This window comes from Paractinoplanes globisporus DSM 43857 (assembly GCF_000379645.1).
Lineage (GTDB): Bacteria > Actinomycetota > Actinomycetes > Mycobacteriales > Micromonosporaceae > Actinoplanes > Actinoplanes globisporus.
The window spans coordinates 181,593-194,698 of the sequence record NZ_KB903358.1 but is presented as its reverse complement, the minus strand read 5'-3'; the positions used below and the strand labels follow the sequence as shown (position 1 = coordinate 194,698).

The 13,106-nt window shown below is 73.1% G+C and carries 9 protein-coding genes and 1 riboswitch; of the genes, 6 read left to right on the top strand and 3 right to left on the bottom strand.

What is annotated here, in order from left to right:
* Positions 1 to 12 precede the first annotated feature (12 nt).
* Both A3CQ_RS0150260 and A3CQ_RS0150255 read left to right on the top strand, forming a co-directional pair.
* Positions 13 to 912 (top strand): diacylglycerol kinase family protein, encoded by a 900-nt coding sequence (locus tag A3CQ_RS0150260; protein ID WP_026207107.1) that lies wholly within the window; start codon positions 13 to 15, stop codon positions 910 to 912.
* Between the two features lie 65 nt (positions 913 to 977).
* Positions 978 to 1,232, top strand: a complete 255-nt coding sequence (locus A3CQ_RS0150255) for a hypothetical protein (RefSeq protein WP_020518578.1) — start codon at positions 978 to 980, stop codon at positions 1,230 to 1,232.
* Between the two features lie 14 nt (positions 1,233 to 1,246).
* Here the strand turns inward: A3CQ_RS0150255 and A3CQ_RS0150250 are convergent, their stop codons facing one another.
* Positions 1,247 to 1,990, bottom strand: coding sequence for an HAD family hydrolase (locus A3CQ_RS0150250; RefSeq protein WP_051115584.1), 744 nt, complete (start codon positions 1,988 to 1,990; stop codon positions 1,247 to 1,249).
* Between the two features lie 87 nt (positions 1,991 to 2,077).
* On the opposite strand from A3CQ_RS0150250, the gene A3CQ_RS0150245 reads away from it, so the two are divergent.
* The 4 genes from A3CQ_RS0150245 to A3CQ_RS0150230 are packed head-to-tail and all read left to right on the top strand — an operon-like array spanning position 2,078 to position 10,952.
* On the top strand, positions 2,078 to 4,834 hold the full coding sequence (locus A3CQ_RS0150245; protein ID WP_020518576.1) for a DEAD/DEAH box helicase: 2,757 nt from the start codon (positions 2,078 to 2,080) through the stop codon (positions 4,832 to 4,834).
* Complete coding sequence (locus tag A3CQ_RS0150240; protein WP_020518575.1) at positions 4,831 to 5,583, top strand: SAM-dependent methyltransferase; 753 nt, start codon at positions 4,831 to 4,833, stop codon at positions 5,581 to 5,583. The genes A3CQ_RS0150245 and A3CQ_RS0150240 overlap by 4 nt, the downstream gene beginning before the upstream one ends.
* Before the next feature lie 38 nt (positions 5,584 to 5,621).
* Positions 5,622 to 6,302, top strand: a complete 681-nt coding sequence (locus A3CQ_RS0150235; RefSeq protein WP_020518574.1) for a Pr6Pr family membrane protein — start codon at positions 5,622 to 5,624, stop codon at positions 6,300 to 6,302.
* Between the two features lie 51 nt (positions 6,303 to 6,353).
* Positions 6,354 to 10,952, top strand: a complete 4,599-nt coding sequence (locus A3CQ_RS0150230) for a hypothetical protein (protein ID WP_026207106.1) — start codon at positions 6,354 to 6,356, stop codon at positions 10,950 to 10,952.
* A gap of 217 nt (positions 10,953 to 11,169) precedes the next feature.
* Here A3CQ_RS0150230 and A3CQ_RS0150225 read toward each other — a convergent pair whose 3' ends face one another.
* Entirely contained in the window at positions 11,170 to 11,670 is a 501-nt protein-coding gene (locus A3CQ_RS0150225; protein ID WP_020518573.1) for a C40 family peptidase, read from the bottom strand.
* Between the two features lie 6 nt (positions 11,671 to 11,676).
* Positions 11,677 to 11,818: riboswitch (cyclic di-AMP (ydaO/yuaA leader) on the bottom strand.
* Between the two features lie 144 nt (positions 11,819 to 11,962).
* The gene (locus A3CQ_RS0150220) at positions 11,963 to 13,033 is read right to left on the bottom strand and encodes an XdhC family protein (RefSeq protein WP_020518572.1); all 1,071 of its coding nucleotides are present in this window, start codon (positions 13,031 to 13,033) and stop codon (positions 11,963 to 11,965) included.
* Positions 13,034 to 13,106 lie beyond the last annotated feature (73 nt).

Here is a 13,106-nt window from a genome sequence, read left to right as displayed (position 1 = left end):
ATGTCGCCCGCCATGACGAGCGGTGACATCGCGGTGCTGGCCAACCCCACGGCGGGGCGTGGCCGGCACCGCGGTCTGCTTCCGGGGGTGTTGCAGCGGCTGGGCGCCGCGGGGCACACCGTGCGGCTGCTGGAGGCCGGCGGCGCCGAGGAGGCGGAGAAGGCCTGCCATCGGGCCGTCGCGGACGGCTGCGCGGCGCTGGTGGCGGTCGGCGGGGACGGCACCGTGCATCTCGCGCTGCAGGCGGCGGCGTCGCGGCCCGTCGCGTTCGGGGTGGTGCCGGCGGGCACGGGGAACGACTTCGCGGCGGGGGTGGGTGTCCCGGCCGATCCGACGGCGGCGGCGTCGGGGATCGCCACCGCGCTGCGTGACGGCACGAGCGTGCCGATCGACCTGGCCCGCACGGTGGGTACCGACGGGGAGACCCGATGGTTCGGCGCGGTGCTGGCGGCCGGCTTCGACGCGATCGTGAACGAGCGCGCCAACCGGATGCGCTGGCCGCGCGGGCCGCGCCGCTACGACCTGGCGATCGTGCTCGAGATGGTGCGGGTGCGGCCGCGGCTCTACGCCCTGGAGATCGACGGGGTCGACCACGGCTTCGAGGGGACGCTGGTCGCCGTGGGGAATTGTCCGAGTTACGGCGGTGGTTTGCGGATCGTCCCGGCCGCGGACCCGGCCGACGGGCTTCTCGACGTGCTGACCGCGCTGCCGCTGACCCGGGCGGCGATGGCGCGGCTCAAGCCCCGGCTGCGGCGCGGCACGCACGTCACCGACCCCCGCGTCCGGACATATCGGGCAAAGCAGGTGCGGCTGCACTCCGACGGCATCATCGCGTACGCGGACGGCGAGCGGATCGGACCGCTGCCGCTGGAGATCACCTGCGTCCCGGGAGCGCTGCGGCTGCTGCGCTGAGGTGCGGTCCGGTTGCGCGGGCCGCCACGCGGTCAGATATCCCGGGCCCGGCCGAACCTGAGGGCATGTCGCTCAGTTCGCTCCGCTCGTTCAGTGGCGCCGCGTCGCTCGCCTTCGAGACCACCCGCTCGACGCTGAAGGCGATGGCCGAGGCCGCGGTGCCGCCGGGCGGGTCGGACACTCCCGGGGAGCGCCGCCAGGCGACGCCCGCCGCTGGTCCCGCTTCCGGCCCGGTCGACCTCGAGGCCGTCGAGCCCACGCCGGCCGAGAAGCGCAAGGCAGGGGTCCGCAAGGGCATCAATCTCGACGCGTACGCGTGAGATAGGTCTCTCGGTCAGTCGGTGCAGCCGGCCAGCGCCAGCGCCGCGGTGAGCCCGTTGGGGCGGCCGGGCTCGGAGGCCGGCAGGACCAGGGCGGCCAGGCCCGCTTTCACCGCGCCCGCGTCGGCCGGGGTGTCGCCGACCATCAGCGTGCGCTCGGGGTCGGCGCCGAGCATGCCGCAGGCGCGCAGGAAGATCGCGGGATCGGGCTTGACCCGGCCGACCTCGTAGCTCAGCGCGAACGCGTCGATCATGGAGTCGAGGCCCCACGTCGCGAAGTGCGGTCGGATGTCGAAGCCGATGTTGCTGACCACCGCCACCTTGATGCCGGCGTCGTGCAGCGTGCGCAGCGTGGGCTCGGTGTCCGCGTACGGCAGCCAGCCCTCGGCGCTCAGCAGGCGGTCATACAGCGCCTCGGCCAGGCCCTCCACCTCGGTCGGGACGGTCGCGGCCAGGCCGGTGAAGGCGGCGCGGTGGCTGTGCGCGTACAGATCACGGTCGGCCCAGTGCTCGGCGAGCTGGGGCGGCACCCTCGCCGGAAGGGGCCCGCCGGCCCGGCCCGCCATCACCAGGCGGTCGGCGAGCATCGTGGCCTTGCCCCGCTCGAGCTCGTGGCCGCAGGCCACCGCGGCCGCCTGAACCCACTGGATCGGATCCTCCACCTGAGCGAGCGTGCCGTGGAAGTCGAACAGCACGGCGTCGACCTGGCGGGACTGCCGATGGGGAGGATGATCGGTCGATTCCACGGCTTCCGGCACGGGTGCACGATACCTACCCCGTCTGACAGGTTGGGACGCAACCGCCGGTGCTGCGGGTTGTCACACCCCCGCATTAGCCTTGTGGTCATGACGAGTCCCGCCGAGAAGTACGCGGAATCGAAACGGCGGGCGGCCCGGCAGGCCGAGTTCCCGGCGCTCGACGGCTTCATGCTCGACGTCGGCTTCGACCTTGACGATTTCCAGCGCGCGGCCTGCGAGTCGCTCGAGCGGGGCAGCGGCGTGCTGGTGTGCGCGCCGACCGGCGCCGGCAAGACGGTGGTCGGCGAGTTCGCCGTGCACCTCGCGCTGCGTGCCGGCGCGCGTAAATGCTTCTACACCACCCCGATCAAGGCGCTGTCCAACCAGAAGTATCACGACCTCGTCGAGCGCTACGGCCCCGACAAGGTTGGCCTGCTCACCGGCGACAACGCGATAAACGGCGACGCCCCCGTCGTGGTGATGACCACCGAGGTCCTGCGCAACATGCTCTACTCGGGCTCCTCGTCGCTCAAGGGCCTGGCGTACGTCGTGATGGACGAGGTGCACTACCTGGCCGACCGGTTCCGCGGCGCGGTGTGGGAAGAGGTGATCATCCACCTCCCGGCGTCGGTGACCCTGGTCTCGCTGTCCGCGACGGTCAGTAATTACGAGGAGTTCGCCGACTGGCTGGTCACCGTCCGCGGTGAGACCGAGGTGGTGGTCAGCGAGCACCGGCCGGTCCCGCTCTGGCAGCACATGCTGGTCGGCCGGCGCATGTTCGACCTGTTCCACGACGCCGACGCGGCCCGCAAGCACGACGTCCACCCCGAACTGCTGCGCTACACCCGCGAGATGGAGCGCCGGCTCGAGCTCACCGACCGGGCGCACGGCCCGGGCTACCGCGGCCGTTCCCGGCGCTGGCAGCCGCCGCCGCGCCCCGAGGTGGTCGACCGGCTCGAGCGGGCCGGCCTGCTCCCGGCGATCCTGTTCATCTTCAGCCGGGCCGGCTGCGACGCGGCCGTCCAGCAGTGCCTCTCGGCCGGGCTGCGGCTCACCGACGCCGACGAGCGCGCCGAGATCCGCCGCATCGCCGACGCGAGGGTCGCCGGCATCCCGCGCGAAGACCTCTCCGTTCTCGGGTACTTCGAGTGGCTCGACGGCCTCGAGCGGGGTGTCGCCGCCCACCACGCCGGCATGCTGCCCGCCTTCAAGGAAGCGGTCGAGGAGTGCTTCGTGCGGGGCCTGGTCAAGGCGGTCTTCGCGACCGAGACCCTGGCCCTGGGCATCAACATGCCGGCCCGCTGCGTCGTGCTCGAGCGCCTGGTCAAGTTCAACGGCGAGGCGCACGTCGACCTGACCCCGGGGGAGTACACCCAGCTCACCGGCCGGGCCGGCCGCCGCGGCATCGACATCGAGGGCCACGCGGTCGTGCTGTGGAACCCCGAGGTCGACCCCCGGCACGTGGCCGGCCTGGCCTCCACCCGCACCTATCCGCTTCGCTCGTCCTTCCGCCCGTCGTACAACATGGCCGTCAACCTGGTCGGCACGGTCGGCGCCGAGAAATCGCGTGACCTGCTCGAGTCGTCGTTCGCCCAGTTCCAGGCCGACCGGTCGGTGGTCGGGCTGGCCCGGCAGGTCCAGCGCAACGTCGACACCATGCAGACGTACGCGGAGGACGAGGCCTGCCACCACGGCGACTTCGACGAGTACTTCGCGATCCGCGTCGCCATCGCCGACCGGGAAAAGGCGCTGTCCCGCCAGGGCGTGTCGCAGCGCCGGGCGGCCGCGGTGTCCTCACTGGAGCGGCTGCGGATCGGCGACGTGATCCGGGTGCCGCAGGGCAAGCGGGCCGGGCTGGCGGTGGTGCTGGAGGCGCCGGCCGGTGGCTTCGGCGAGCCCCGGCCGCTCGTGCTCACGCAGGACAGATGGGCCGGCCGGGTCAGTCCCGCCGACTTCCCGGGCGAGGTGGAGGTGCTCGAGCGCATCCGCGTACCGAAACACTTCAACCACCGCAACCCCTCGGCCCGCCGCGACCTTGCCGCCCAGGTCTCCGCCACCGGTCTCGACCGGCACGGCGGCGGCCGGCGCGGCCGCCGCGGCGGCGCCGCCAACGGCGAGGACCCCGAGATCGCCCTGCTCAAGGTGCAGATGCGGCAGCACCCCTGCCACGCCTGCCCCGACCGGGAGGAGCACGCCCGCTGGGCCGAGCGGCGGCACCGCCTGCAGCGCGACACCGACGCCCTGCGGGACAAGGTGGCCGGCCGCACGGGCTCGCTGGCCCGCACGTTCGACCAGGTCTGCGCCGTGCTCGGCGACCGGGGCTATCTCTCGCCCGAGGGCGAGGTGACCGAGGCCGGCCGCATGCTCGGCCGCATCTGGTCCGAGGCCGACCTGCTGGTCGCCGAGTGCCTGCGGCAGGGCGTGTGGGAGGGCCTCGAGCCCGACGAGCTGGCCGCCGCCGTCTCGATGGTGCTGTACGAGTCGCGCCGCGAGGGCGACGACCGCGCCTCGGTGCCGAAAGGCCCGATCACCGCCGCCGTCGACGCCTGCACCAAGCTGTGGGGCGAGATCGCCTCGGACGAGGCCGACCACGGTCTTTCGCTGACCCGCGAGCCCGACCCCGGCTTCGTCTGGCCGATGTACCGGTGGGCGCGGGGCGAGCCGCTGGCCCGGGTGCTCACCAGCGGGCACAACTACGACACCGACATGCCGGCGGGCGATTTCGTGCGCTGGGCGCGGCAGGTGCTCGACCTGCTCGGCCAGGTCAAGGACGCGCCCGCGTCGTCCGAGGCGGTGCGCGCGGTGGCCCGCAAGGCGATCACCGCGGTCAACCGCGGCGTCCTGGCCTATCAGGGCGAGCTGTGATCGATACTTCGGTGGCGCATCCCGCCCGGCGCTACAACTACTGGCTGGGCGGGGAGCATCATTTCCCCGCCGATCGCGCCTCGGGGGACGCCATCGAGGCGGCCATGCCGACGATCCGGCTGATGGCGGTGGAGAACAGGCGCTTCCTCGGCCGCGCGGCGGCCTACCTGAGCGCCCAGGGCGTCCGGCAGTTCCTCGACGTCGGCACCGGCCTGCCGGCCCCGGGCGGCATAGCCGATGTGGTCGACCCGTCGTCCCGCATCGTCTACGCCGACAACGACCCGCTCGTGGCCCAGCACGCCGCCGCGCTGCTGGCCGACGGCCGGGTCTACCTCGAGGCCGACGTGCGCTCACCGCGCGAGATCCTCGACCACCCGTCGCTGCGCGCCACGCTCGACCTGGACGCGCCGGTGGGCCTGATGCTGCTGGCGGTTCTGCATTTCCTCCGCGACGACGACGACCCGCACGGCGTCGTCCGCACGCTGGTCGACGCGCTCCCGTCCGGCAGTTACGTCGTGGCCAGCCACGCCACCTGGGAGTATCTGCCGCCGACGGTCGTCGAGCGGCTGACCGCGCAGAACGGCGACGGCCGTTTCGCCCCGCGCGACGGCGCGCAGTTCGCCGCCTTCTTCGCGGGCCTCGAGCCGGTCGCCCCGGGCCTGACCTCGGTCGCCCACTGGCACGCCGCCGGCGACCTGCCGTCGATCGAGGACGTCGCCTGCAACGGGATCGTCGCTCGCGTCCCCTGATCGACGAGACTACCGGCGGGTAGGCATACTCCTTGGCCATGAGTGCTCCGCTGTGGGTCCGGCCGCCGTTTCTCCTGCGCGCCGCGATCGTGGGATGCGGGCTGGTCGGGCTGCTGATCGGGGACCACCGGGTCGTCTACTTCACCGCCCAGAGCAACCTGATCGTCCTGGCGTACTTCGTCGGCGCTCTGTACTGGATGGTCCAGCGCTCGACCGTCGTGCCGCCGGCGCCGCGGTGGCGGGGAGCCGTCACGCTCTGGATCCTGATCACCTGCCTGATCTCCCACTTCATGCTCAACCACGGCGAGAACCCGCTGCCCGGGCTGGTGGGAGCCGGCGCGGTCGCGAACTGGTCGTTGTTCCTGGTGCACTACGTGGTTCCGGTGCTGGTGCTGGCCGACTGGGTGGCGTTCGGGCCGCATCGGGTGGTGCGGTGGCGGGACATCCCGCTGTGGATCGCGTACCCGCTCGGCTATGGCTTGATGATCGAGATCCGGGGCGCGCTGTTTCCGTCGGTGCCCATCCGCTATCCGTACTTCTTCCTGGACCCGGCCGGGCACGGGTACGGCTGGGTGGGTCTCCAGTTCGTCGAGCTCGCCGTCATCTTCGGCCTGCTCGGCGTGGTGGTCGTGGGCCTGGACCGGCTCGCGGGCCGGGCCGGAGACCGTGGCCGGAAGTCTGCCCCGGAGGCCATCGACGCTCGTCCGGGTCCTGCCTAACGTGGGTTGAATGAGTACGGCCCACGGGGGATGTGAAGGGCCGGCGACGCGGTGAGCGGCAAGGCGGCGCCGCAGGCCGGACCGGACGACGGGGCCCGGGCGGAACCGGTTCAGCCCGGTCCGGGCACGTCCGCGCCCGTGGGCAGCCGCGCCATGGCGGGGATGTCGGCGGCGGACGTCGTCCAGGTGGCCTCGGCGCTTCCCGCGGTGGGCAACTTCGCTCTGAGCCGGCTGCTCGGGGGACCGTCCGCGCCGTCCGACCCGCTGGCCGACCCGCGGTTCAACCCGGAGTCGCTCGTGGACCGGCTGGCCCGGGCCATCGACAGCGACGAGGTCAAGGTCGTCAGCCTGCCGCAGGTCGATCTGATGACGGGGACGACGACTCCGGGCAAGTTCGTGCGGCACGTCGACGCGGCCGCGGTCGCCGCCGTGCTCGACGACCTGACGGCGGCCCAGGCCGAGCACGTCGCCCGGCTCTACGAGACCACCGAGGGGCGGCCCCTCGAGAAGGACCTGTTCGGCACCGGGCATTCCGGCTTCCCGAGCGACCTGACCGACGACGCGACGAAGCGGATCCAGGCGTTGATGCGCGGGACCCGCCAGGAGCGGAAGCCGGGCGCCGGCCCGCCGCCCGCGCTGGACGCCAAGATCGAGGCGGACGCGTCGGAGCTGCACCAGCTGCTGTCGCGCGACCTCACCGACCAGACCCGGGAACGGGTCATGACGCTGCACCGGCGGGACACCGGCGAGATCGACCGGCTGGACTCCGCGTACGCCCGATTGTTCGGTGGCGAGCTCAGCATGGTGCTCGGGGGCAAGCTGACCGGGCTGCAGCGCAGCCGGATGGCGTTCCTGCGGGACGGGGACCGCGCCAAGGCCGACGCCTGCGCCATCGAGGACAAGCGCCGTGCGATCGAGGAGATCGACAAACGCCTGCGGCCGTTCGGGTTCGACGCCCGGTACCTGCCGAACTTCGGCCCGGTCGACATGTCGGAGCTCTCGAAGAAACGCGCGGCCCTGGTCGCCGACATCCAGGCGATCGCCGGGACGAACGTGGCGGAGGCGCAGGAGGATCCCGGAGGGCTGAACGCGGCCGAGGCCGTGCGCCGCCGGCTCGGCGCCGTGCTCGGCACGCTGGGCTCCGGCGGCGTGAAGAGCCTGGGCGAGGAGCTCGAGGCGACACTCGGCGCCGGGGCCGGGCAGGCGATCACCGCGCTCGCGCACGGCGACGCGGTGGCGGCCGCCGCGCGCAAGCTGCTCGAACTCGAGATCACCCACACGACGTCGACCGACGCCATCGCGCCGCTGCTGCGGGGGCTGCGCGCACAGGCGTACCGCGATGTGCAGGCCATGATCTTCGACGGGCGGGTCGCGGCGAGCGAGAAGGAGCGCATCGGGCGGGATCCGGAGGGCGCCGCCGACGGCCTGGCCAAGCGGAATGTCCAGGCCTTCATCGCGACCTACGACAGCATCCGCGACCAGGGCGGCGGGCGGTCGTGGGAGTCGATCGTCGACTCGGCCAGCAGCGGCAACGAGGCGATGCTCCGCGGGCTGGTGGCCGGCGGCGGAGGCGCGACCGAGCTGCAGGAGCTGGAGTTCGCCCTGAGCCGCAACGACAAGGAGGGGGTGCTCGCCGTGCTGGGCCGGCAGCCGAGCGGCCGCCAGGTCAAGCTGCTGGAGGACGCCTACGACGCGGCGCACGGCATTCCCGGCGGCCTGCGGATGCGTCTGTTCGGGCCGTTCGGGGTCGAGTACGCGAGCGGGGCCGCGAAGTCGTCGATGATGCCCGGCGGCATGCTGTTCGGGCGGGACGCGGCCCGGGCGGCCGAGGCGCTGTCCATGCCGGTGGCCATGGGCGGGCAGCAGGAGATGGAGTGGCTGGCCACGGGCGGCTCCGGCGAGGTGTCCGCGACCGAGGCGACCAGCGGCCTGACCGGCACGATGCGCGAGTGGGGCGACGTGCCGGAGACCCAGCAGCAGATGCGGAACTCCGCCGGGCGGCTGAGGGCGATGCGGGGCGAGTTCGGCGGCGACCCGTGGGCGGTCGACCGTCCGGGGATCCTCTCCCGCGCGCGACGGGTCCGGGCCACCCTGAGCGGTGACGCCGCCGCCTACGAGGAGGAGAACGAGGCCCTGCGGGACAAGATCCGCCAAGGCGTGAGCTTCGCGGTGACGGTCGCGCTCGGCCTGGCCCTGCCGGGCCTCGGCTACGGATTCGCCGCGACCATGGCGCTCAACATCGGCGGGACCGTGATCACAAACCTTTCCGTGTACGGGGAGAAGTACTCGCTGTCGAATTTCCGGGCGGACGTGCTGGGCGGTCTGCTCGGCGGGCTGGGCGGTGCGATGGCCGAGGAGGTCGTCGGCGCGGTCGCGGCCCGGGTGGTGCAGCGCTCCGCGGGCTCGGCGGCCGGCGTCATCGAGCGCGAGGGCATCGCGGTCGCGCTGGCCGTCGAGGCGCCCGCGGCGCAGGTCACGGCGCGGGAGGCGGGGCTGCTGGAAACCGTGTCGCGGTGGGGAGCGGGCGCGGTCGGCCAGTCGGCGGGCACCTCGGTCGCCACCGGGCACAACGAGTTCAGCTGGTCGTCGTTCGGGACGAACTTCGGGTTGAGCGCCCTCGGTCACTGGGTGCACAGCCCGCGGCCGGGGACGGGACCGGAGGCCGGGCCCCGCGAGACGGAGGCGGGCCCGGCCACGACAGCGGGGACCGAGCCGGGTCCGGCCGTGACCCCACGGACGGAGCCGGGTCCGACCGTGACTCCGCGGACCGAGCCGGGTCCGGCCGTGACTCCGCGGACGGAGCCGGGTCCGGCCGTGACTCCGCGGACCGAGCCGACCACGGGCGTGCGCGAGCCCACGGTCCGGGAGCCGGCGGTGGGGGAGCACGCCGCTCAGGACGCGACCGGACCGGTCGCCGGCGGCGAGCGGGAGCTGGTGGGCGCGGGCGCCGGTGCCGGCCGGCCGGGAGAGGCCGCCGGCACGCCGCAGGGCGGAATGCGCGGCACCGGGGTCCTGCCGCTGGCCGAGAAGCCCGTGATCGGTGCCGCCGAGCTGGTCGACATGCGCCTGCTTCTCGTGCAGGAGGCCGAGGTGGGCGGGTTGCGGCACGGCACGACCTTCGAACCGACCGCGGTACCCGCGGAGTCCATGCGGGTGGCGGTCGGGCTGGACGCGGCCGGCGGGCTGGTCTACAGCTCGGTGCAGCTCGACATCGCGCTCGCGACCCCCGCCGCGGGCGGCGTCCACGGCCTCGCTTCCGGGCACGCGGCCAACCGGCTCACCTTCGACGGCACGACGTGGCGCGCGCGCATCGAGATCGACCCGCGGCTGCAGCCGCGCGACGCCCAGCTCGCGCTGCGGCACGAGACCAACGAGGTCGCCGGCATCGTCGCCAAGGTGCACGAGCGTGGACTGTCGGGCACCGAGCTGAACGAGGCGATCGCGGCCGAGCAGCGCTCCGGCCTGACCCGCGAGGGCGCCCGCGGCGACGCGGCGACCGAGCACGACATCGCGACCACCGTGGACCTGATCGAGCTGTTCCAGCGGTACCGCGCCGACCCCAGCGAGGGGAACCGGGGCACGCTCGACCGTCAGCTGCAGGCGATGGGGTTCGCCGCGCGGTCGTTCGGGCAGGAACTGGTGGCGCCGACGGCCGCGTCGGGCGAGATGCGGCCGGTCACCAGCCTGGAGATGACCCGCGACCGGCTGATCCGCGACCACGCGCCCAAAGGCCTGCACGAGCCGCTGCTGTCCTACATCGACCAGTGGCGGCTCACCAACACCGAACAGACGCCGTTCGTCCCGGCCGACCGCCCGGCGGTGGGCGCCCGCATCCGGGAGTACACCGACGCGCTCGTCGGACGGGCGGCCGCCGCGGAACCGTTCGCCCGCCTCACGCCCGAGCAGCGGATGGACGCCATCGAGATCCTGGCGCAGACCGGCCTCGGAGCCGAGCAGATCACGGCGAAGGCTCTCATCGAGAACGGCATGGACGCGACGCTCGCCGCCGACATCGTGGCGACGCTCGGCGGGCAGAACCCGTACCGGAACCTCTACGCAGAGCTGGAGAGCATGATGACCCTCCGGCGCCGGCTGCGGTCGGCCGCCGAGAAGGGACAGTCACCGGAGTTGGACGTCGGGTTCGGCTTCGTCCGGCAGCTGCGCTCGGTCGAGGTGATGACCGGCGGCGGCCCGCTGGACATGCAGCCGTTCGGGACCGTCTGGGAGCGCCTGCAGGCCGCGCGGGACGCCGGCTATCTCGAGCCGGCCACCAAGGGCGGCGATCCGATGCGACCGCAGTTCGTGGCGGGATCCGATCCCGACGTCGGCGTGCGGCTCACGTGGCATGTGCGGGGGCGTCCCGGCGTGGAGGGCGTGGACAGCCTGTTCGTGATCGACCTGCCCGGCAAGAAGCGCGATCGCGGGTTCCGGTCGGCCGACCTGATGGGCGCCCACTTCGAGCCGGCCAAGCCGGAGGGCGGCGCCGCCGGTGAGCACGTCAGCGAGACGGGCGTCGTCGTGCCGGCCGACTCGGCGCCCTCGCACATCGTGATCACCCCGGACCGGGTGTTCATGGAATGGCTCGACCGGTGGGGGCTGCGGCGGCAGCGGGTCAGGCTCGAGGACGAGTTCAACAGCCTCACGCGTTGATCCGCTGCCATGCGCTATTTGATGGGGTGTTCAAGACCGCAGGGCTCCGCCCCGCACCCCGGCCACGCTCGGAGATCCGCCTGGCGTTTTGCTTGCGGTGGGTGGGGTGATCTCCTCGCGGCGGCTGCCGTCGCGAGGAGATCACCCCCGGGTCCGGCTTGGGCGGCATTCGCCGCCAACCTCAAACCCTGCATGGGCGGGCGGGATCCGAAAGCCTCTAGACCCGGCCGTAGCGGACCTCGCGGGGGTTCCAGATCGTGGCCAGGCGTACGCGGTCGCCGGGCTTGGGGGCGTGCCAGATCCGGCCGGCGCCGGCGTAGACGGCTACGTGGTAGGCGTGCCGGCCGTGCACCCAGAAGACCAGGTCGCCGGGGCGGGCGGCGGCGCGGCTGACCGGGTGGGCGGCGTGGAACTGCTGGTTCGCCGTTCGCGGCAGCCGGACGTGCACGGTCCGGTAGGCGTACCCGGAAAGGCCGGAGCAGTCGAACGCGTCGGGGCCCTGGGCGCCGTGGCGGTAGGGCTTGCCGCGCTGGGAGCGGGCGGCGGCGACGATGCGTTCGCCGCGCAGGCGCAGGGCGTCGTCGGCATCCGCGGAGGAGCGGGGCGAGCCCGTCGCGGCGCGGGCGGGGGAGGAGGGGGCCAGCAGGAGGCCTATAACGGACAACAGGGCGAGGAACGCCGCGAACTTGGGCAGGCTGAAGCGGACATGAACGGACATGACGGATCCTGGTCCTTCAACCGCCTGCGAGGTTAGCTGTCGGGTTAGGCCTGAAGGCGGCCCGTCGCTGGTGCGACTTCACCCCGAGCCGGCGCACGGCCGGGCAGAAGGGGTCCCCCGCTCCCGCCCACTGAAGCTTCCGATCGGAGACATGGACCGCGCGCGGTGGGCGGGACTCGGCGTCCGCGGCGGTGTGGCGGCCTGCCCGTCGAATCGACCGGGTGGCGGCGCAAGAATCGATCGGGCCTGGCCGAGGGATCCGGCGGGAAACGGCGGCGTTGCTCCCGGACGGCTACCCGTGAATCGGGGCATCCAGGTCGGTCAGGGGCAGACCGGAACCACCCCACGCCTTGGCGATGAGCTCGGCGGCGATGGCGACGGCCGTCTCCTCGGGAGTGCGGGCGCCCAGGTCGAGGCCGATCGGGGCGGACAAACGCGACAGCGACGCCTCGGAGACGCCGGCCTCGCGCAGGCGGCTCATCCGGTCGGCATGCGTACGGCGGCTGCCCATGACGCCGATGTAGCGGGCGGGCGTGCGCAACGCGACCTCGAGGAGCGGGACGTCGAACTTCGGGTCATGGGTGAGCACACAGAGCACCGTGCGCTCGTCGACCGCCGTGGACTCGAGGTACTGATGCGGCCATTGCACGACCAACTCGTCGGCGGACGGGAAACGCTTGCGGGTGGCGAAAACCGGTCGCGCGTCGCAGACGGTGACGTGGTAGCCGAGGAAGCCGCCGATGCGGGCCACCGCGCCGGCGAAGTCGATGGCGCCGAAGACGATCATGCGGGGCGGGCTGAGGTAGGTCTGGACGAAGGCCTCGACGTCGTCCAGGCGCTGCTCGCCGTGGACGCCCAGGTGGACCGTGCCGGTGGTGCCGGCCGAGAGCATGCCGGCCGCCTGCTGCTCGGCCGCCCGATCGAGACCGGGATCGCCGAGCGTGCCCGCCGTGCCGGACGGCCAAACCACGAGCTGGTTGTCGCCGAGGGACACCGTCGCGACCGGGCGGCCCTCCCGGATCGCGGACAGCACGTCGTCCAGGTCGGTCAGGCTGACCGAGGGCTGTATCAGCAGCTCGATCGTCCCGCCGCAGGTCAGGCCGACCTCGAACGCGTCGCCGTCGCTCACCCCGTACGTCTGCTGCTGGGCCTTTTGGGTCTCGATGACCTCCTCGGCGGCGGCGTAGACCGCACCCTCGACGCAGCCGCCGGAGACGCTGCCGAGCACCTCGCCGCGCTCGTTGACGGCCATCGACGAGCCGGGCTGCCGGGGGGCCGAGTTCCACGTGCGCACGACGGTGGCCACGGCGAAGGCGACGCCCTCCGCGCGCCAGGCGACCAGCCCGTCCACGATGTCCCGCACGACTCAACCCTCCGTGATCACGCGGTCGATCGTCAACGGCGAGTTAAGAGATGTCTTAGGTCGCTGTTGACAT